The 23,608-nt window shown below is 46.8% G+C and carries 5 protein-coding genes; 4 read left to right on the top strand and 1 reads right to left on the bottom strand.

Going from position 1 to position 23,608, the window contains the following annotated elements; all coding sequences use genetic code 11:
* The first annotated feature begins 50 nt into the window (after positions 1–50).
* Positions 51–575, top strand: a complete 525-nt coding sequence (locus ABC374_RS26775; protein WP_413020176.1) for a YtxH domain-containing protein — start codon at positions 51–53, stop codon at positions 573–575.
* A gap of 327 nt (positions 576–902) precedes the next feature.
* Here ABC374_RS26775 and ABC374_RS26770 read toward each other — a convergent pair whose 3' ends face one another.
* Positions 903–1,793: a peptidylprolyl isomerase gene (locus ABC374_RS26770; protein ID WP_413020175.1), complete on the bottom strand. Its 891-nt coding sequence runs from the start codon at positions 1,791–1,793 to the stop codon at positions 903–905.
* Between the two features lie 424 nt (positions 1,794–2,217).
* Here ABC374_RS26770 and ABC374_RS26765 point away from each other — a divergent pair, with 424 nt between their 5' ends.
* The 3 genes from ABC374_RS26765 to ABC374_RS26755 are packed head-to-tail and all read left to right on the top strand — an operon-like array spanning position 2,218 to position 23,547.
* Entirely contained in the window at positions 2,218–2,508 is a 291-nt protein-coding gene (locus ABC374_RS26765; protein ID WP_413020173.1) for a hypothetical protein, read from the top strand.
* Complete coding sequence (locus ABC374_RS26760; RefSeq protein WP_413020172.1) at positions 2,498–10,159, top strand: carboxypeptidase regulatory-like domain-containing protein; 7,662 nt, start codon at positions 2,498–2,500, stop codon at positions 10,157–10,159. The genes ABC374_RS26765 and ABC374_RS26760 overlap by 11 nt, the downstream gene beginning before the upstream one ends.
* Positions 10,156–23,547, top strand: a complete 13,392-nt coding sequence (locus ABC374_RS26755) for a carboxypeptidase regulatory-like domain-containing protein (protein ID WP_413020171.1) — start codon at positions 10,156–10,158, stop codon at positions 23,545–23,547. Before ABC374_RS26760 ends, ABC374_RS26755 begins: the two co-directional genes overlap by 4 nt.
* Positions 23,548–23,608 lie beyond the last annotated feature (61 nt).

The raw sequence follows: 23,608 nt of genomic DNA, 5'->3' as shown, positions 1-23,608 counted from the left end.
GAAAACCCAAAGTAAGCAAATAATCTACTATTCTAAAGGAGGAAATATAAATGACTCAATCAACTACCGAAACTCAAACGAATAGCAAACTTTTAAAAGGGATTCTAATCGGGGGGCTTGTTGGTGGTGCGTTGACCTTACTTGACTCCAACACAAGAAATAAAGTAAAGCGTTCAGCCGTCCTTTTAAAAGACAACTCCATGAATATGTTTGAACAGGTCAAGGAAAACCCTGGCGAAATGAAGGAACAGATGGTATCAGGAGTCAAAGGGGCAACCGAAACGATTAAAGAAGCAATCAGTGACGTCGAAACATTATATGAAACCGTCAATGAAGACGTGGTTGGTAAAGTATCGGAAGTAAAGGATATCTCCACTGATGCCCTTGGTACAGCGAAGGAAGCAACAAGTGAATTAAAAGACATCAGTTCAAAGGTGGTCGTTGCCGGTAAACAGCTGAAAGAAACGCCATCACAATCATTGAAATCCGATAATGATAAAGGTGAAAAAGAGAGTGATGAAATCGTTAAAAAATCTGGATTATCCAATCAAAAATCAATTTCATCCAACTTCTAATATATAAAAAAGCTGAAGCGTTATGCCTCAGCTTTTTTTTATAGAGAAAATGGGCCCAACATATGACCCAAAGCAACACCTCTACTCCATAGGTATGGTTCGATTTAAGTTTATAACAGAGTTGATTGGAGTGAAAGGTACGAGACTCCTGCGGGAAAAGCGCGTCTAGGGGAGACCCCCGCAGGCGCAAGCCGAGGAGGCTTCACGACCGCCCGCGGAAAGCGAGTGCCTGATGCGGAAATCAACATCCAAATCGTAGAAGCCATAATAAAAGCTGAGGCATTTTGCCTCAGCTTCTTTGTTCGTTATATCCTTCACTTGATAACCTTAGTTAGAGCCCTCCAATTTATTCGTTATCTCATGGTCTTTTTTCACTTTTGCTAACCAAACGGGATATTCCTCTTGTAATCTTTCAGAAAGAAGCGTTTCTTTAATTACATCTTTACTGTCTTCTAAATTAGCTTTTTTTGCTTCCTTCTTACCGGTTACTTTTATGATATGGTACCCATATTCGGATTTAACTGGATCACTGACTTTATTTATATCAAGATCAAAGGCAACATTTTCAAACTCTTCCACCATATCACCTTTCCCAAAATACCCTAGGCTTCCACCGTTATCCGCCGTTTCGGTATCAGTAGAATATTCAGCTGCCAATTTAGCGAAATCACCGCCATCTTCGATTTCTTTCGCAACCTTTTTAGCCGTTTTTTCATCTTCGACTAAAATATGACTGGCTTCCACTTGTTCCGCTTGAGCAAATGTATCTTTGTTATCTTCAAAATACGTACTGATTTCTTCGTCCGTCACGGTAATTCTCGGTTCTACCAGTTTTTTCGTTTGCAGATAAACCACGATGTCCTTTTTTAAGGCTTCCATTGAAGAACCGCTTGCTTCCAATTGATCTTTTAGCGACTTTTCATCACCATAGGACTCTACCATAACATCGATTTCTTTCTGGATTTCTTCATCCTTAATTTTAATTCCTGCTTTTTCCGCTTCCAATTCAACCAATTCATTCGTAATTAACAGGTCTAAAGTATCTGCTCCGTATCCCGCAACAAGCGCGTCATACAGCTCATCCTCATTGATTTTCTCGCCATCGATACTCGCAATTGTCTTATCCATGGACGAAATCATCGCAAATGCCATGATCCCGGCAATGATTAAAATGCTCCCTGCCCAAATATATGCCTTCGTGCTTCTTAATAGTTTCATGAATACTCTCCCTTAAGTTTTCTATTATGATAGCTTGGAAATATTAATTAATCCTTAAGATTTTAGTTCCACCTTCAATATGCACTAACTCAATCATTATACTAACATACTTATATCCCTACAGATATTTTAGAGTACTTCATTCTGCTACCATTTTACATTGAGATTTGGTTGATCAATACAAAAAACGAAATTATACCGTTATATGGGCCTTCGATAAAACATCAGCTATACCATATGTATCAAAAATGCCAATGAAGTCATAGGCTTTTAAGATTGCATCATTCCAGAAATGCTCTATAGCCTGTAAAAGCCGCAGCGGCTTTACACTCCTCCCCTTTATTCGACTCAAATATATTAATCATAAACATTTTGTCTACCCGATACTCTAGAGTGATGATGTTTTTTCAAGGAGGTAACATGAATGGCCTTTCCTGCCAATACACAGTTTCAGCCGATATTATTGGGCAGTCAGCCCATTTTTGATGTGGTCGGGGATGAATCTCCAGTTTCGACCGATATAGTAGGGAATACTCAGTTTCCAGCGGCTTATATGGCGTACGATGGGAACGTAATTTATTTTCGCATCCGTGTGAATGGCGATCCGAGGAATTCACAGAAAACGGGATTTTCAACTTTCGCATGGGGGTTTTTGATTAATACGACTGGCACTTCCGGGGTTTATGATTGGCTTGCCGGCCTAAATGGTCTCTGATAGCTCGATTAACTTGATCCAAAACACTCAACAACAATTCAACTCATGGAATGATCCGGCTGAAGGAACGAATGGCCGCGGTGCACCAAATTTAAGGATACCCATTGTCAATTTTGATGTAGCCAGAGTGACCCTGTCGGATGACGGGTCGAATTTCGGCGGGAATCCGGATTATTTTATTGATTATCAGTTTCCGGCAGATCAATTTTTTCAGACATTGGGCATTACAACACTGTCATCGCTTCGTTTCATTATTTTCTCGTCTGCGAATGCGAACAACTATAATAAAGATTCACTGCGGACATCAGAAGGATTTCAGTTTGTTAATACGCTGACGAATTCTGTGAAACCTGATGAGGTGGATATCCGGGCTGAACTGGCTGCATCAAAGACAATTACTAGCGGACCCGTATCTGTCTTAACTGGCGGGCAGTCATCATGGAATCAGACGGTCACCGTTACAAATACAGGACTCTCACTTGCCAGATCGGTTAGTTTAACAGATGTTTTCGGCATCGATCAGCTGTCTGCTGTAACAAACATCGCTGTTTCTTCAGGCAAAGCTGTTTTTAATGCAGCAGAGCGGACGCTTTCTTGGAATATTGGAAATCTCCCCGCTGGTCAAGCGGTTACGTTAACCTATAGCGTAAACGGGGCATTTACTTCATCCGGAACGAGAAGACTCAATACTGTTTCAGCATCCGGTATCGATGACCAGACTGGGGGGCAGCTTGCAAATGCTACTGCATTCAATAATATCAACGTAACGGCAGCCTCAGCTATTACAGGGCAAGTAACTTCCGGCCAAACGGGGCTGCCGCTCGGCAGTGTCACTGTGCAATTGCGTGATTTAAACGGTGTCCTTGTCGGTACAGCGACGACGAACGCACAAGGAAATTACAGTTTTACCCAGATCACTGCAGGCACATACAACCTGACATTTACGGCAGCAAGTTTTGCATCATTAACTCAAACCGTGACAGTTGCAGCCGGTCAGACACAAACCGTGAATGCTATTTTGCAGCCGGTCCCAGGAGCCCTTTCTGGAAATGTGACCGCCCAAGGCGGTGTGCCTATTTCAGGTGCAGTGCTGAATTTAATGGATCAATTCAACACCGTCATTGCAACCGTCACAAGTAATGCTCAAGGTCAATTCACCATTCCAAATGTCATTCCCGGTCAATATTCGTTAACAGCAAGTGCACCAAACTTTCAATCCCAGGCACATGGTGTAACGGTTGTCTCGGGGCAGACCACATTGAAAAACTTCACCCTCGCTCCTTCGCCCGGTACCGTTACAGGCACCATTGCGGCAGATGGGGGTACACCAGTCCAGGGTGCACTTGTGGAAGTCTTGGACCTTGGAAATAACTTGATTGCCACAACAACTGCTAATGCACAGGGGATATATACCGTTAATCAGCTTGCACCTGGAACGTATCAGCTCAGAGTTACCGCTCAGAATTTCCAATCGGGAATCCTTGGTTTTACTGTTGCAGCAGGAATGACATCTACTCAAAATGTCGTCTTGCAGCCTTCGCCCGGAACAATCAGCGGAACGGTCACTGATTCAGCAGGGGCTCCGCTGGCAGGAACATCTGTCAACTTGGTTAATCAAGGCGGAACAGCAGTTGCTTCGACCATCACTGACGGACAAGGACAATATGTTGTAGCGAATTTATCCCCGGGAACCTATACCATTACATTTGGCCAGCAAGGTTACGCCAGTCAGACAGTCGGCTCATCCATTCAGCCAAATACAACGACAACATTGAACACAGCACTGGACCGCATTGTCGGGGCAAACAGCGGTACAGTTACGGATAATCAGGGCGGTCCTATTGCCGGAGCAGTTGTAAATGTCTTTCTAAATAACAATTTAGTTGCTTCTGTCAGCACAGATCAGTCCGGGGATTATACCATCTCTAACTTGGCACCCGGAAATTATACGATCACAGCTACTGCGGAAAACTTTCAATCCCAGGTTCAAGGAGCTCAGATAATTGAATTCCAAACGACGACAGCCACCTTCTCTCTTGCACCAGAACCGGGTACTTTAACGGGAACGGTCACTGATGCAAGCACAGCCCCTATACCAGGCGCCTTCATAAGTGTCCGGACTTCAAATGGCGGTGCTGTTATAGCAAGCTCTGTCACGGATCAAAATGGGATTTATACTGTCTCGGGATTAGCTCCTGGAAGCTATTTTGTCACGGCTTCCAGCATGGATCGTCAAACACAGGGCCAAGGTGCTTTAATCGTTTCCAATCAAACAACAACTTTGAATTTCCTCCTCGCGTTCAATCCAGTCACGATTACAGGATCGATTATCAACCAGCAGACTGGCGTCCCGATTTCCGGGGCGCAGATTCAAGTGCGTATATTGGATGCAAATGGTGCTGTAGTTTCAACGTTATTCACTGATTTGCAAGGGAACTTCCAAGCCGATCAGCTCGCTCCCGGAACCTATACCATTGTAGCCTCTGCTTCAGGTTATAGGACAAATCTTGCTTCCGTTACTGTTCCGCCGGGCGGTCAGACGAATCTTAGCATATCGCTTGAACCTAATCCCGGATTTATTTCCGGCACAGTTGACAGCGGGACCGATCCGATTTCAGGTGCTTTGGTCAGCGTCGTTGACCAATACAATATTCAGATTAGATCTGTTTTTACAGACAGTCAGGGCAATTACACCGTTGAAGGACTGCCTCCAGGAAATTACAATGTCGTTGTCAGTGCAGCAAACTTTCAGTCCAATATTGCGGGAGCCATAGTTTCAGCTGATACCACAACGGTCGTTAATGTAAGCCTTGTTCCGAATCCAGGTTCGATTATAGGAACAATCTCCCCTACCCTGCAAAATACAGTTGTCCAGCTTTATACAAGTCAGGGTGTTTTCATCCAAAGCACATTTACTGATGATATTGGAAACTATCAATATTTGAACCTGGCTCCTGGAAGCTATATTGTGACTGCTTCAGCTCCAAATTATACGACAGAATCAGCAGGAGCCGTTGTGGTTTCAAATGAAGCCACAACAATTGATCTGACGATTAATCCAAATCCTGCTGTGGTCAGCGGTTCTATTCTCGACACAAATGGGGAACCGGTCTCTAATGCAGTCGTACGTGTTTTGGATGCCAATGAAACAGTATTTGGAACGGCTGGTACGGATTCATTTGGCGCTTTTTCAATCGGAAACCTTCCGCCTGGTTCTTTTACTTTGATTGCATCAGCTCCAAACTTCGGAACTGCCGTGACGGGCATCACACTTCAAGCAGGAGGAGATGTGCCTAATGTCAACCTCATTCTTACGCCAAATCCAGGAGCATTAAGCGGACTGGTTTCAAATGAAACTGATAATTCGCCGCTGGCAGGTGCTGCTGTTGTCATTCGTCAGGCAACTGGTTCAGGCATTCTTGCAGCAACTGTCACATCCGGTCCGGATGGCAATTTCCTTGTTCTGGGTCTAGCTCCTGGAAGTTATACCATCACAGCGTTTCTTGATGATTATGGAACAAGAACCGTCGGCGCCACCGTCGTCAGTGATACAACTACCACAGCGAATATTGCTCTTGCGCAATTAAGAGGCTCGATTAGCGGTCTGCTGACTGACCAAAACGGGAATCCTATAACAGGAGAAAACCTGCAGGTCAGACTGTTCGACCTGAATGGTGTTCTGATTCAAACCGTAGTTGCACAGCCTGATGGCACTTCTGCCTTCTTTGACTTACGCCCCGGAAGCTATATTCTTAATGCAACGGCACCGGGTTTTCAATCAGCCGCAGTTGGCGTTCAAGTTCTGGCAGATCAAACAACTCAGTCGATTATTTCATTGCTGCCGTCTCCTGCAACATTGACAGGGCAAGTGCTAAACCAGCAATCTGGCGCTGGAATTTCTGGTGTTCAAGTATCCGTAATCAATCCGAACACTGGAATATTGGTAGGCCGGGGAACCTCAAATCTTGACGGCATGTTCATCATTGAAAATCTTCCGGCCGGCTCCTTTATTGCAGCTGCCGATGCACAAAACTTCGGAACAGCTTCTGTAGCCGTTCAATTGACCGCAGGTGCAACGGTTAATACAGCCCTTTCCCTGACTCCAAACCCAGGCAATGTTTCCGGTTTTGTAGTGAACAGGGAAAATGGCGATGCAATTCCTGGGGCGAGTGTGCAGATTTTTGATCAGACAGGTGCCAATGTTGTAACAGTCGTAACGAATGCACAAGGCGAATTTACTGCACCAAGCCTTGCACCCGGTCAATATACAGCAATAACAAATGCTCAAGGTTTCACCAGTCAAACGATCAGCTTCACTATATTAACTGGTACACAATCAACAGCGAGCTTTGCCCTTCAGCCAAACCCGTCTCAAATACAGGGGCAAATAACAGATGCGGGTACGGGCGAATCGCTTCCAGGTGTAAGCGTAATTGTCCGCCAGTTCACATCCGCAGGCCCAATTATTGCGACAACCGCTTCAGATTCAAATGGGTTTTATGTTGTACCGAATCTGCCGCAGGGTACTTTTACCGTCATAGTGCTTGATCCTGAATTCGGTTCCCAGGCTTCATCCGTGACACTTGTTCCAAGTGAAACGGCGACATTGAATTTTGCACTGACTCAGCTCCCTTCAACAGTACAGGGAACAGTTACCGACACAGACACTGGTACTCCTCTGGCCAATACACTTGTACAGCTCATCGATGAAACTGGAATCTTAGTGACTCAGACTCAAACGGGTATTAACGGTTTTTATCAGATCAGCGGATTTACTGCGGGAAATTACACGATATTATTTACAAATAATGAGTTTCAGTCACAATCGTATAGTTTTACTGCCGAGCCAAACCAGACCACGGTCATTAATGCATCCCTTATTGCGAATCCCGGGGAAATTTCAGGGCTTGTATTTGATTCTGAAACATTTACTCCGCTCGCTGGTGCTTCCGTTCTTGTTTACCCTGCACTTGGCCTGAATCCAATTGCTTCGCTTGTAACAGACGGGACCGGGCGCTATGCATTAGACGGGCTTGCACCAGGGACGTATATACTGGTCGCTTCCTATGAAAATTATTCATCCTCTTCCACAGGTATAACGGTTCGTCCTAATGCTTCTGCCGCTTCGAACATTGTACTCAATCCGAATCCTGCGACAATATCAGGTACTGTCACTTCAGAGCTGGGTCAAGCGATTATCAACGCAACGATCCGGATTCTGGATCAGAATGAAACGGTCCTCGGAACAACCGTGACAGATGAATTTGGGGTGTTTTCCATTACAAACATCCCGCAGGGCAATCAGCAGATTATTGTGACTGCACCTGGTTTTGCTACCCAGCTTGGCGGCGTTATTTTATCCCCGGGGCAGCTTGTGGAAAATGTTAACTTTGTGCTTGCAGCCAATCCAGGCAGCATCGCGGGAAGAATAACAGCATCCGACACCGGTCAGCCTATAACAGGAGCCATCGCAGTAGTTCGTACAATAGCGGGTGTTCCCGTTGCTGTATCTTCAACGTCAACGGATGTGCTGGGCAACTATTTCGTCAGTGGCCTCCAGCCTGGTTCTTACACAATCACAGAATCAGCCGAAGGATTTGGCCTGGCCACTATTGGAGCCATTGTTTTAAGCGATCAGACAACACAGGCGGATATTAGCCTGCCTCGTCTTGTTGGTTCCATTTTTGGCATGGTAACGGATATACAGGGAAATGCTTTACTAAATATTCCAATCCAGGTCCGCATTTTTGACCAAAGCGGCAGCTTATTGGTGACGTTTAATGCCCAGTCGGACGGAACCTTTCTTATTAACAACCTGGAACCCGGATCCTATCAATTAACCATTCTTGCAGAAGGCTATGCAGCACTTTTGGCTGGAGCAACCGTAAGTGCAAATGAAACAACCACACTCTCCGTTCCGCTTACACCGAATCCAGGTACCGCAGTTGGCAAGGTTATCAATGCTGAAACAGGGCCGCCAATTGCCGGTGCGATTGTTACGGTTACGGATCTATACGGACTCCCAATCGGAAATACCATTACCGATGCTAACGGCAGCTTTATCATTCCTGGTTTGCCGCCTACGTCACTTGTGGTTTCAGCAGTCGCACCTGCTTTCGGAACAGATTCGCGATCGGTCATTTTAACACCTGGCGGGAAATTTTCCACTACACTAAGCTTAACACCTAATCCTGGCATACTAAGTGGATTTGTTACAGATCAGTTAACAGGGAATCCGATTGCAGGGGCAGTTCTTCAAGTATTCGACAGTACGCGTGCACTTGTTGGCACCCTTACCACAGACAGTTCTGGTTTCTATCAATTTAATAATGTCTCCCCCGGCATGTACCGAATCACTGCTACCGCAGCAAATTTCGGTTCTGAAGTTCAGGATGTAGAAGTGTTCTCCGCTCAAACAATAAATTCAAGTTTCGAGTTAACACCTAATCCCGGTTCTATTTTCGGGACTGTCGTCAATCAGCAGAATGGAACATTCATCGTTGGTGCGGCAATCGTTGTCCGCCTCTTCTCTTCAACTGGTCCAGTCGTTCAAACAACAGCAACCGACAGCAGCGGACAATTTACCGTTTTGAATCTGCATCCGGGAACCTATGCGGTCACTGCAGCAAATCCGAATTTTGGCGCTCAAACTGCAACGGTGAGCATTCAGTCCAGCTTGGTGACTAATGCAGCTCTTGCTCTTCCGCCAAATCCCGGTGCAGTCACAGGAACGGTTACTTCTGCCCAAACCGGGGATCAGCTTGTCAATACGGAGGTTCGCGTAATTGATGACAATGGAATTTTAACCGCAGTTGTTCAGACAGATATCAGCGGAGCTTATCTTGCTCCCGGTTTAACACCAGGAGCGTATACGATTGTCTTTATAAATGACGATTTCCAAAGCCGTACCATAGGTGTGGTTGTGGGGGCTGGTGAAACGGCTACAGTTAACAGTGTGCTTGAACCGAATCCGGGAAGCGTTTCAGGAACCATTGCAGATGCTCTCAGGGGTACGCCGCTTCAAGGAGCGGTTGTTCAGCTCTTCCCCGCTCAAAGCCTGCTTCCGATTACAAACGCCGTGACGAATGAGAATGGCCAATATTCTTTCGGCGGTATCGGACCAGGGGAATATATTGTCGCGGCAAATGCAGAAGACTATGCGCGAGGAAATGCCGGTTCAACAGTGTTCCCGAATACTGGGACAGTCACGAACCTGCTACTGACACCTAATCCTGCGACCATATCAGGAACGATTACACAAGATGGCGGCGATCCTGTTGGGGGAGCGACTATTAGAATTGTCGATCAAAACGAGACGGTCCTTGGCACAGGAGTAACCGATCAGAACGGTAATTATACGATCGGGAATTTGCCTCAAGGCTCTCAAACAGCCATCCTTACAGCATCGGGATTTGGAACGCAAATCATCGGCATTAACCTGGCTTCCGGACAAACGGCTGTCCTGAATGCCCTGCTCACGACAAATCCAGGTTCTGTGAGCGGAACCGTAACAGATCAGCAGACAGACCTGCCAATAGCTGGAGCGAATATTGTCGTCCGGAAAACAGGTGCTATCTCGATCGTTGTTGCTATTGCAACAACTGATGCGGCAGGAACCTATTTAATCTTACTCCTGGATCTTATACCGTGACAGCCATTCGAGATGGGTATGGAACGGCAGCAGTGGGAGTGACCATTGTCAGTGATGCCACAGCGTCAGCTCCAATTAACTTGACGCCTCTTTCAGGAACAATTGCGGGTACAATCACAGATCCCCAGGAAAATCCGATTACCGGCAATAACCTCCAGCTTCAAGTTTTAAATCAAAACGGGCAATTAATCAAAACGGTTCTTGCCAATTCAGATGGCACATTTATTATTAACGGGCTTGCTCCCGGAAACTATCAGGTTACGGTAACAGCACCAAACTTTGCGACAGGTTCGTTCAGCAGCACGGTCATTTCTGAACAGACCACTTCACTGAATCCTGTTCTTCTGCCAAATCCGGCAACAGTGAATGTGACTGTAACAAGTCAGGACACAGGTTTGCCGCTTGCAGGTGCTGTTGTGACAGCGGCACTCCCTAACGGTTCAGTTACAGGGGTTGGGGTAACGGATGTGAACGGCTTTGTTTCTATAGAAAACCTGCCAGCTCAATCCTTGAATCTTTCTGTTTCAGCGGACAATTTTTCAAGCTTCTCCCAAGCTATTAATCTTGTGCCTGGCCAAACAATAAACACGTCAGTCTCTCTGGAATCTCAAATAGGCACATTGTCTGGAACTATCTTTGATGCCAATACACAAAGACCGATTGCAGGTGCGACGGTAGAGGTGTTTGATTTTACTAGGGGATTGATTACTACAGCAGTAACGGATGCTTTTGGAAACTTCCAAGTTCAAAATCTGTCAGCGGGTGTGTACCGTTTCATTGCTTCTGTTCAAAATTACGGCTCTACCGTACAGGAATCAACCATAGCAGCCAATCAGCAAACGGTTCTCAATATCTTCCTACCGCCTAATCCTGGATCAATTCAAGGGACGATTTTCAACCAGCAGACTGGAGATCCCGTTTCTGGAGCATCTGTCACGATCCGTCAGTTCTCTCCGACAGGACCGGTCATTGCTTCAGCCTCCACCGATCAAAACGGGCAATTCACTGTCGATAATCTGGCACCGGGGGCTTACACTGTTATTGCATCAGATTCGAACTTCGGCACACAATCAGGCTCGGTTTTTGTTTCATCCAACACCGAATCAAGCATTACGCTTTCACTGACTCCAAGCCCCGGGGCAGTACAGGGTACATTGACGAACTCCCAAACAGGCGAGCCTCTCGCAGGAGCATTAATAAGAATACAGGATAACAATGGAACGATCATCCGCGAGGTTCAGACAAACGAGAATGGAATCTATTTTGCAGACGGCCTGGCACCGGGAAATTACTCGCTGATCGGAATTACGCCAAGCTTCCAGCGAGATACTATCGGGTTCAATGCTGCAACCAATACAACAACAACAGTCAATCTGGCTCTGTCGCCCAACCCTGGTGCGATTACAGGAAGGATATCAGACCAGCAGACTGGTGAAGCTTTAGCAGGTGCTTCTGTTCAGCTATTCCCATCACAAGGTCTATTTCCAATTGCAAATGCTCTTACCGATCAAAATGGAAACTATACAATTATAGGGCTTGCTCCAGGCGAATACATTGTTGCAGCAAACGCAAGCAACTATGCACGGGGCGCTGTCGGGGCCATCGTCTTCGCTGACCAGTCAACAGTTGCCAATATTGGTCTGATAGCTAATCCAGCGACAATCAGCGGAACCGTCACAAGCACAGGCGAAACCCCCATTCCTAATGCAAGCATTAGGGTCATTGATCTAAATGAAGTCGTTCTTGGCAGTGCCCTTACCGATCAAAACGGCAGCTATGTGATTGGAAACCTTCCTCCGGGCTCACATACGATCATCATTTCGGCGGATACGTTTGCCGGTCGGCTAAGCGGTATTACGTTAATACCTGGAGATTTCCTTGAAAATATCAATTTTGTTCTGACTCCGAATCCTGGAAGTCTTACAGGGCGTGTGACAAATGCTCAAACAGGGGATCCGGTTGCCGGAGCCATTTCCGTAGTCCGGCTGACTGGCGGCACAGGGGTGATTGCGGCAAATGATGTAACGGATGCAAATGGATTTTACTTCATTACAGGCCTTGCACCCGGTACCTATACAGTCACCGTTTCAAAAACCGGCTTTGGAACAGTTTCTGTAGGCGGAATCGTGTTTAGCGGCACGACAACAGCTGCGAATCTGCAGCTGCGGGCAAATACCGGTTCCATTTCTGGTGTTTTGACAGATCTTCAGGGAAGTCCGATTCTTGGAATGAACACCCAGGTGCAGGTTTATGACCAAAACGGATCGCTTGTCAAAACCCTACTTGCTCAATCGGATGGTACTTATTCTGTATTAGATCTGCTGCCTGGCAGCTACACCCTTATCATCACAGCACCAAACTTTGCCGCAGCAATGGCAAGCGCCGTCGTTGTTTCGGATCAGACCACACAAACGAACATTTCACTGTCACCTAATCCCGCAGCAGTTACAGGACAGGTGCTGAATGCGGGAACTGGGAATGTCATCAGCGGGGCAGTGGTAACGGTGACAGATATAAATGGCATTATAATAGCATCTGCAACAAGCGGAATCGATGGAAGCTTTTCCATTCCGAATCTTCCGCCGGCTACTCTGTTGATTTCAGCTTCTGCACAAAATTTCGGAGCTGATTCAAAAGCGATTTTGCTTTCTCCTGGAGAAGAAGAAGCAACAACATTGTCTCTTACTCCAAACCCGGGCACTCTGTCCGGAACGGCAACAAACGCTTTAACAGGCGACCTGATTGCAGGTGCTGTTCTGCAAGTATTTGATTTTACGAGAGCTCTCGTTGCAACAGTGCTGACAGATCAGAATGGGGAGTATCAAGTTCAGAATCTATCGCCTGGCTTATACCGTGTAATCGCTGCAGCGGAAAGTTTCGGCTTCGTTACCCAAGATGCGATTGTCAGCTCGAATGCCGTCACAACTCTAGAATTTACCCTGCCGCCAAATCCCGGTGTCATTACAGGAACGATTTATAACCAGCAGACAGGTGCACCTATACAAGGTGCAAGCATCGTCATCAGGAAATTTTCACCTGCGGGACCAGTCTTTGCAACAACGGCAACAAATGCACAAGGCGATTTTACTGTTTTTAATCTTGCACCTGGAACGTATTCAGTCATCGCATCACAGAATGACTTTGGAACTCAGGCAGCTTCTGCTTTTGTGCAATCAAACCAAACAACTTCCGTGCTGTTGAATCTCCCGCCTGATCCCGGAATTGTTCAAGGGACGATTACGAGCACACAAACAGGCACAGCCCTTCCTGACACCATTATCAGGGTCATTGATTCGTTCGGCAGCATTTTGGCAGTCTCCCAAACAGATGTAAGCGGGGTTTATCGCATAGAAGGGCTGGATACTGGAACATATTCACTTGTGGTCATAAATGAAAGGTTTCAGCGCCAAACACTTGGATTTACTGTTGAATCTAATCAGACGGTGATATTAAATGCATCGCTGAGCCCCAATCCTGGATTTATTGTAGGTACAGTTTCCAACATCCAGCAAGGACTGCCAATCTCGGGTGCAGCCGTTCAGCTTTTCCCGTCAGAAAGCATTATCCCTGTCGCAGAAGCTGTTACAGGCCAAAACGGAACATTTACAATTGTTGGTCTTGAACCGGGTGACTACAGCGTGGTGGCCACTGCATCCAATTTTGGGTCTGTCACAGTCGGGGCAGTAGTAATCGCTGACGGTACGACATCCGTTGCCATCCAGTTGACGCCTCTTCCGGCAGTCATTTCCGGGCAAGTCACGGATTTATCCGGAAATAAAATCCCAAATGCCACTGTACGTGTTTTGGATCAAAATCAAAATGTGGTCGGCACCGGTGCTACAGATTTAAATGGAAATTATTCGATTGGAAATCTTGCGCCCGGAACCTTCACGGTTGTTGCATCTGCTCCTAATTTCGGCACAGCTCTTCAAGGAGTTACGGTTGTGGCTGCTCAGGAATTGACAGGAATCAATCTTGCCCTGCAGGCAAATCCAGGTTCAATCACCGGCCAGGTCACGAACTCCTCGACTGCAGCACCGATTGCCGGAGCGACAGTGGCCATCAGAAGTCTTCAGGGAAACAGCGGTGCTGTTGTTCAGTCGGTAAATACAGATCAATTCGGGAAGTACCTGGCGCAAAATCTTGCTCCTGGAGTTTATTCAGTCACAGTAACGAAATCAGGTTTTGCTCAACAAACACAAACGGTTACTGTAGCAAGCAACCAGTCAGCAGCGGCCAATTTCGCCCTGCTACCAGACACAGGAAGCATTTCAGGAAACATCCGGGATGGGAACGGCAATCCAATCACAGGCGGAAATGTGTTTATTCGAGTGTTTGATAGTAATGGCGTACTGATCAAATCCGTGACAGCGCAGTCTGATGGAACATACGGAATTCTGGACCTTGCACCTGGAACGTACAATCTTGTTGCAGAAGCGCCAAACTATTCAGCTAGTACCGTTACAACAGTGGTAGAAGCCAATCAGACAACAGCACTTGATATTCAGCTCGCCCCTAACCCGGCCTCGGTGATCGGGCAAGTGCTGATCCAGGGAATGAATACACCTCTTCAAGGGGCTGTCGTGACGTCATCTGTAAATGGTCAGCTTATTGCCTCTACTGTTACAGACGTAAACGGAAATTTCCAGCTCACTAATTTGCCTCCTGGCAATGTTGAAATTGCTGTTTCCCAGCCTGGATTTGCTCTGGATGTCCAAACCGTTAATCTGAATCCTGGAGAAACAGAACAAATAACGGTATCCCTTGCCACTTTGCCAGGAGCGATATCAGGGACGATCATCAATCAGCAGACATCCGATCCTATTTCTGGTGCCGCTATCACCATCCGCCAGTTCTCCCCTGCCGGTCCAGTGGCGGGAACGGCTGTGACGGATGCCCAAGGGACATTTCTTGTTACCGGATTGCCGCCGGGTTCATATACAGTTGTTGCACAGGCCGCGGCTTTTGGAACACAGGCAGCATCTTCTGTCGTTTTTGCCAACGAAGTGTCCGATGTGATGATTGGCCTTACCCCGACACCTGGTACAATTCAGGGAACCGTACGAAGCACAGATGGAAATGTCCCGCTTCCCGGATCAACTGTGCGGGTCATTCGCCGTGACGGCACGCTTGTGGATGAGGCACTAACAGATGGATCAGGCTTTTACGTGATTGAAGGGCTGCCTGCGGACTCCTATACGCTCTTCGTCTTGAATGAAAGCTATCAAAATCTGGCAATCGGCTTTGATATTTTACCTGCACAAGTTACGGAATTGGATGTGTTCCTTTCTCCAAATCCCGGAGTTTTAACAGGTACTGTAACGGATCTGTTCTCCGGCGGGCCGATTGCTGAAGCTGTTGTGCTTGTGTTTCCTTCTCAGGGAGTAACGGCAATAACGCAAACAGTGACTGACCAAAACGGGCAATTTTCAGTGACTGGGCTTGCTCCTGGGGAGTATAACATCGTGGCCTCAGCATCCAATTATTCAAGACGAGGAGCCGGTGCGGTCATATTCGCTGATCAAACAACGAATATCATCATCCAGCTTGCTCCTAATCCTGCCACGATCACTGGAACCATTACCGGACCAGGCGGCACTCCGCTGACAAATGCAACGGTAAGAGTTCTTGATCAAAATGAGACGGTTCTCGGAACAGCAATCACAGATGAAAAAGGTATTTATGCGATTGGTAACCTGTCTGCTGGAACGCTAACGATTATCGCATCCGCTCCTGATTTCGCTGCGACTCTTACCGCCGTTACTGTCACACCGGGACAGTTAATACCAAACGTTAATATTGAACTCACTCCGCTATTTGGAACCATCAGCGGCCAGATCACAAATGCAAACACAGGAGATCCGATTGTAGGGGCAATTGCAGTTGTCCGAACAGTAGGCGGCACAAGCGTCATCATTACTTCCGATACAACTGATGCTGCCGGCAACTATTTGATCAGAGGCCTTGCACCTGGCTCCTATTCCATTGTCGGAACAGCTTCAGGTTTTGGAGCCATCACAGTTGGCGCCATTGTCTCTGCAAATGAGACGGCCACAGCTAATATTGCTTTGCCCCCGGAAACAGGAATGGTTGCCGGCACTCTGACAGATGCTGCAGGCAATCCTGTCACAGGATCAAACATTGCTGTTCAAGTATTCGATATTAACGGCATTCTTATAAAAACGCTGCTTGCAGATTTTGACGGCACTTTTACCATTATCGATCTTGCCCCTGGAACATACCTTGTTCAAATTACGGCTCCTAACTATGCGACCTCAGTTGCCAGTGTGAATATTACAGCTAACCAGACAACTTCACTTCCTATTGTCCTTACACCAAATCCGGCCACTATCACTGGTCTGGTAATAAACAAGGATACGTCGGCACCCCTTTCAGGTGTCATTATAACCGTATCTGACCTGAATGGTCTCATCGCAGGAAATGCGATAAGCGATCAAAACGGGCAATTCACCATCCAGAACCTGCCTCCGAATACGGTTAATGTATCGGCAGCAGCGACAAAGCCTGGCTTCGGTTCAACATCGGTATCTGTTCAGCTTGGACCTGGAGCGGTCAATAGTGTCACACTTGCTCTTTCCCCTGTTGCAGGTTCCTTAACCGGAACCGTAAGAAATGCACTGACAGGAGACACTGTATCTGGAGCGACGGTTCAGGTATTTGATTTTACAAGAGCACTTGCAGCAACTGTTGTAACCGATCAAAATGGCCGGTATTTAGTGAATAATCTTGCACCTGGTAACGTCAGAGTTGTGGCATCCGCTTCCGATTTAGGAACAGTGGTCCAGGAAACAGTAATCGCAGCCAATGTTCAAACCTTACTGGACTTTGATCTCATTCCGAACCCAGGAAGGATTTCTGGAACCATCATCAATCAGCAAACAGGACTGCCGCTTAGCGGAGTAAGCATCACGATAAGGCAGTTCTCACCGACGGGCCCTATTGCGGCAAGCTCTGCGACAGATGGAAATGGTGCTTTTACCATTCCGAACCTTGCACCTGGGTCTTATACCGTACTTGCAAGTTATCCGGGTTTTGGAACACAGGCGGGCTCTACAACCGTTTCGTCAGGAGAGACATCTGTTATTCAGCTTGCATTGCCTCCAAACCCGGGAACAATCCAAGGAATTGTCACAAATGCTGCGACTCAGCTTCCTTTAGTTAATACACTGATCCGAGTCGTTGATGTAAATGGTGTGCTGACATCTGTAGGTCAAACCGATTCAGACGGCAGGTACAGTGTCCAAAACCTGCCGCCAGGCTCCTATACGATTACAGCCATAAACACGGAATATCAGCAGCAAACGGTGGGGGCAGCCATCGTTTCCGGTCAGACAGCAACACTGAATATTCAGCTGCAGCCAAATCCGGGGTCCATTACGGGAATTGTCACGAGCAACCAAACGGGTCTTCCTCTTGCAGGATCTTTTGTTCAGCTCTTCCCGTCTCAAGGGCTTCAGCCAATAGCGAGTGCGATGACTGATTCTCTGGGTCAATACACGTTTATCGGGATAAAACCGGGCATCTACACAGTTACGGCTGATTTATCAAACTTTGGCAGAAGCACGGTAGGGGCAACGGTTTTTGCAAACGCACAAGCAACTTCCAACCTGGCTCTTACCCCAAATCCAGCAACGGTTTCGGGAACTGTAACTGATCTTAATGGTACACCGATTGCAAATGCGACAGTCAGATTGTTGAATGGAAATGAAACGGTTCTTGGAACTGGTATCACTAGTGAAGATGGAACTTACACCATTTCTGGACTACCGCCTTTTACGCTCAATATCATTGTTACGGCTAGCGGATTCAGCACTTTCATTGCAGCCATCACCCTTTCACCAGGGGAGGTTCAAACAGGCATAGACTTTTCACTTGCTGCAAATCCCGGTTCACTTACCGGCACTGTAACGGAAGTAACTACAGGCAACCCTCTAGCTGGAGCAAGTGTTGTCGTTCGAAATACGTCTGGGATCATTGTGGCTTCCAGCTATACAAACACAGATGGAAGCTACACCATCCAAAATCTTGCACCAGGCCAGTACAGTACAGTCTTCACTGCAGAAGGATATGGCATTACCATTATTGGTGCGCAAATTGTATCGGATACAACGATCCAATTGAATGCAGCTCTTTCTCCGCTAACCGGAAGCATCAGTGGAATTGTTCTTGACGAACAGGGGCAGCAAATTACCGGACAGAATATTCTTGTGAAAATCTTTAATGAAAATCTTGTTTTAATTGAAGCTTTAACTGCACAGGCTGACGGCACATTCCTTGTATCGGGCCTACTTCCAGGAACGTATCTTGTTAACGCCTCAGCACCTGGATATGGAGCGAATACGGTCAGTTCAATCGTTTTTGCAGGCCAGGAAACAGCAACAACTGTCAATTTGGCCAGCTCTCCTGCCACGTTATCCGGTTCAGTCGTTAATACTGTAACAGGAGCAGGAATTCCAGGCGCCTTCCTGACTGTAACAAGAACAAACGGCGTTATTATTGCAACAAGCTTCAGCGGCGAACAAGGGGCGTTCTCCTTCCCTTCTTTGCCTCCTGGAACATATACACTCTCTGCACAGGCTCAAGGTTTCGGCAATGAAGCTTTATCTGTCATTTTAAATGCGGGAGAAGTCACGAACACGATTCTATCCTTAGAGCAAATTACAGGCCGCGTTCTGGGCCAAGTGAAAAACGCTGCAAATGAAGCTCCAATTGCAGGGGCAATTCTCCAGGTTTTTGATGAAAATCGAACACTGATTACAACGATTGTAACGGATGTTCAAGGAAACTTCTCGTTCCCAAATCTTGCACCAGGCCAATATACCGCAATCATCAATGCCAATAATTTCGGCAGCGAGCTTAGGGGATTTAAAATCAATCCTAATGCTGACACGGTTTTAGCTGTTGATTTAGCACCCAATCCAGGAGTTATTCAAGGCCGTGTAACGAATCCAGAAGGCAGCGCACCAATTCCAAGCGCAAGTGTGATTATCCGCGCTTTGAGTCCTGCAGGTCCAATCATTGCCACAACATTGACAGACAGCAATGGTTTTTATCAAGTAACAGGCCTGGCTCCAGGATCCTATAGTGTCATTTTCAGCGGTGCCCCTTCCTTTGGTTCTGAAATAGCAACGGTTGGACTTGATCCGGGCGAAACGGAAGCAGTCAATGCAACGCTCGCCGCTCTCCCTGGTGCTGTTCAAGGTCAATTGACTGACGAAGCAGGGGCTGGCATACCGGGCGCATTAGTTCAGTTATTTGACTTACAAGGCGCTCTTGTCAGAAGGGTTCAGACAGATGTTAACGGAAATTACTTGATTACAGGCTTTACAGCAGGAAGCTATATTCTCTCTGTCATTCAGCAAAATTTCCAGTCAGCAACAGCTGGCTTTGCCGTTCAGCCAGGGCAATCAACGGAGGTAAACTTTACCCTGCTTGCAAGTCCGGGGTCCATCAGCGGGGTTGTCCGTGATGCAGTTACAACTCAGCCTGTGCCTGGAGCAGTGGTCCAGCTTTACCCTAGCCAGAGCTTGGTACCAATTGCGTTTGCTGTTACGGATCAACAGGGATCATATACGTTTAATGGGCTCGAGCCAGGTAGCTATCTCGTAACTGCTGCAGAATTCAATTACTCAAGTGCATCAGCCGGCGCTACGGTTGTTTCCAATCAGCAGACACAGGCCGCACTATTCCTCCAGCCAAATCCTGCATCTCTTTCAGGGATTGTGACAGATGCTTTCGGTACGCCTATAAACAATGCCTCCGTCAAAGCGCTGGATCAGAATGAAACGGTTATTGGATTTGCAGAAACAGGACCGGATGGGACTTATTTTATCGGCAACCTTCCATCTGGGAACTTTACCCTGGTAGTTTCGGCAGAAAATTTCCAATCGGTTCTTTCAGGAGTAACGCTTGCAACTGGAGAACAAAGGACCGAAGTCAACTTTGCCTTGGCAGCAAACCCTGGATCCATTACAGGCAGCGTAACGGGTGCTTTTGGAAATCCTGTGACAGGTGGAGTCGTTACTGTTCGGATAGCAGGCGCGGGAGATATCATCATTGCGACAGCTGTAACCGATCCTGACGGTCAGTACACAATTGGAAATCTGCCTCCTGGATCCTACACCGTTACAGTGACGGCTCAAGGATTTGCAGTACGAACAGTTGGAGCTATAGTTCAGTCCGACACAACGACCACAGCAAATGTTTCCCTTACAGGTATCTTCGGCTCAATTGCAGGAGTGGTCCTTGATAATCTCGCGCAGCCTTTTGTAGGTACTGCCGTAGCAGTATCTCTATTTGACGAAAATGGAATACTCATCTTTACCGCAATCGCCCATTCAGATGGCAGTTTTGCCTTCCCGCAGGTTCCTCCTGGAAGCTATGTCATCACAGCATCTGCAAATGGATTTGTAGCAGGGGTGATTGGGGCGGTCGTTACTGCTGACACTACAACAAACGTAACCATTCTATTACAGACTGGACCAGCAACGATTACGGGGGTTGTCACGAATAATGTGACTGACGGTCCAGTTCAAGGTGCAATTGTTATTGCATCCACGACCGATGGTCAGGTTCTGGCCATTGCAGCCAGCGGAGCGGATGGTTCGTTCACAATTTCCAACCTGCTGCCTGGCACAGTGATCGTATCAGCAACCGCGCCAAATTTCGGAAACGATTCTAAGGCCGTTTTACTTCAAGCGAATACTGCGACACAAACAACACTTGCCCTTAGTCCGAACCCTGGATTCCTGACAGGGACCGTGACAGACCGAAACTTGATTCCAATACCTGGTTCGGCCGTTCAAATCTATGATCTTACCAATGGACTTACAGCAAGTGTCCTGACGGACAGTTTCGGCCAATACAGGATTGAAGGACTGACACCAGGAACTTATCGTGCTGATTTCAATGCTTCCGGATTTGAAAGGCTGACCGCCGGAGCAGTCATAACCGCCGGTCAAACCACTCAACTGAATGTTCAGTTGGATGATGCGTTTGGTGTTGTGAACGGAACCGTTTTTAATGCACAAACACGATCACCAATACAGGGTGCAGCCGTTACCTTACGCTATCAAAGTCCATCTGGGCCCATTTTCGCAACCGTCCTAACCGATAACAACGGACGTTTTAACATTCAGGGAGTCACTCAAGGCGAAGTATCCATTGTTGCAAATGCAGCAGGTTACGGGGCACAAGGACTTAGCGCAATCGTCTTTTCAGGTCAGACCGTCTCGTTTAACTTCCTGCTTCTGCAGCAGACAGCGTCCATTCAGGGATCGATTACCAGCCTGGCAACGGGGGCACCGCTGCCCGACACAAGAATACGGGTTATTAACTCCTCAGGGGTAGTGGTCGTTACGACGCAAACGGACGATATTGGTCGCTACATCGTTCCTAATCTTGTACCCGGAACGTACCAAGTGGTTGCCTTGAATCCAAACTTCCAGGCACAGACCCAAACCATTTCTCTAAATCCGAGCGACATTGCTGCTGTTAACTTTGCTTTATTGGCAAACCCTGCTGACTTAACCGGGACGGTAATTGATGAAGAAACAAGGCAGCCGATTGTGGGTGCATTAGTTGAAGTATTTGATGAATTCGGAGTATCCATCGCCTTTGGACTCACTGATCAAAACGGGGAATATCTCATTCAAGGCCTGCCTCAGGGAATCTTTACGGTTCGTGCGTCAGCACCTGGATACCTCTCTGAGACAGCGTCTGCAGACCTTGGCGCTGGAGAAAACGTTCTTAACTTTGAGCTTAGACGCGTGCCAGAGTCCTCAAGCGTGATTGCGGGAACGGTCACGGACAGCATTTCCGGAGCACCTATTACAGGCGCTAGAATTGACCTGAATAATAGTCGCGGTGAGCTTGTCGGATTTACCTTTACAGACAGTAATGGACAATATTACTTCGAAGGACTGGAGCCAGACACTTATAACATTTCCGCAAGTGCAGAAGGCTACCTCGAAGCTCAGCTAACACTGACACTTGAAGCTGGCGAGTCCGATTTAAATGCAAACATCTCGCTGATCAGAGCTTCTGGACTGGGATCAATCCGAGGCCAGGTAAGGAATGCTAAAAACAACCTGCCAATTGCAGGTGCACGAGTTGAAATCCTGAATAGTCAAGGTGTCCTTGTTGCAGCAGTTTCCACGGATTCCTCGGGATTCTTTGAGGTTCAGGGCCTGTTACCTGGCAGATATACAGTTAGGGCCTCGGCTTCATTATATATTACCGGCAGTACGGAAGCCGTTGTAAAAGCCGGGGAAACGACGAATGTAACACTCCTTCTCACAATGGATCTAGCAAGCTTAAGCGGCACAGTAACAGATGAAAAGAATGGAAAGCCGATTCCTTGCGCTTTGATTTCTGCATTCAATCAAGCTGTTAAATTGAACGTATTCGGCAAAACCGATGAAAATGGAAAATATGTCATCACGGCACTCGTCCCAGGAACGTATTCCGTTCGCGTAAGTGCTAAAGGATACCTTACCGAGACAGTTACCGTCACCCTTGAACCAGGGGAAAACCTTGTCCTTGATTTCCAGCTGAAACCGCTGAACATCTCCAAAGGGGTCATCATAGGAAAAGTATATGATAATTCAACGAAGAAGCCGATTAAGGGAGCTAAAGTCGAACTGCTCACATGTAACGGAAAGCGAATCACTTCCCAAAAAACTAACCAAAAAGGCATCTACCATTATAAGAATCTGCCGCAAGGAAAGTATATCCTGATCGTTCGCTCAAAAGGCTATCAAAAAGAAAAGAAAAAGGTGAATCTGTGTAATGGTCATTCCATTCTAGAGGTAAACTTCTATCTCAATGCGGCGGATTATTTCGGAACCATTAAAGGAAAAGTAAAAGACGCTAAAAATAAAAGCAAGATTAGCCACGCGCTGATTGAAGTATTTAATGAATCCGGAGAAAAAATCGCGTCAACATATACTGATAGCAAAGGAAAATATAAAATCAAAAACTTGCCGGAGGGCCGACTCGCTGTTCATGCATCTGCACCCGAATACCATTCACAAACATCTGCCCTTGTATCAGGGGAAAAACTTATCCTTGATTTCCAGTTAGTACCGCTTAGCTTTTCCAAAAGGGTTATTACAGGTAAAGTATATGATGAGACAACGAAGAAGCCGATTAAGGGAGCTAAAGTCGAGCTGCTCACGAGTAACGGAATGCGAATCAGTTCCAAAAAAACAAACAAAAAAGGAATCTGCCATTTTAAAGATCTGCCGCAAGGAAAGTATATCCTGATCGTTCGTTCAAAAGGGTATCAAAAAACGAAGAAAAAGGTAAAGCTGGGTAAAGGCCATTCCATCCTAAAGGTAATATTCCATCTCAATTTGGCAGATTGATTCGAAACCGTTCAGGAAAGTAAAAGAAGCTGATGATAAAATCACTCAAAGATTAGGATCT

Source organism: Peribacillus phoenicis (genome assembly GCF_047238085.1).
GTDB lineage: Bacteria > Bacillota > Bacilli > Bacillales > DSM-1321 > Peribacillus.
The sequence above is the reverse complement of the archived record's forward strand: the minus strand, read 5'-3'. Positions and strand labels throughout refer to the sequence as shown.

Coding starts and splice junctions, on each gene's coding strand:
- ABC374_RS26775 (WP_413020176.1), top strand. CDS start 51: ATGACTCAATCAACTACCGAAACTCAAACGAATAGCAAACTTTTAAAA.
- ABC374_RS26765 (WP_413020173.1), top strand. CDS start 2,218: ATGGCCTTTCCTGCCAATACACAGTTTCAGCCGATATTATTGGGCAGT.
- ABC374_RS26770 (WP_413020175.1), bottom strand. CDS start 1,793: ATGAAACTATTAAGAAGCACGAAGGCATATATTTGGGCAGGGAGCATT.
- ABC374_RS26760 (WP_413020172.1), top strand. CDS start 2,498: ATGGTCTCTGATAGCTCGATTAACTTGATCCAAAACACTCAACAACAA.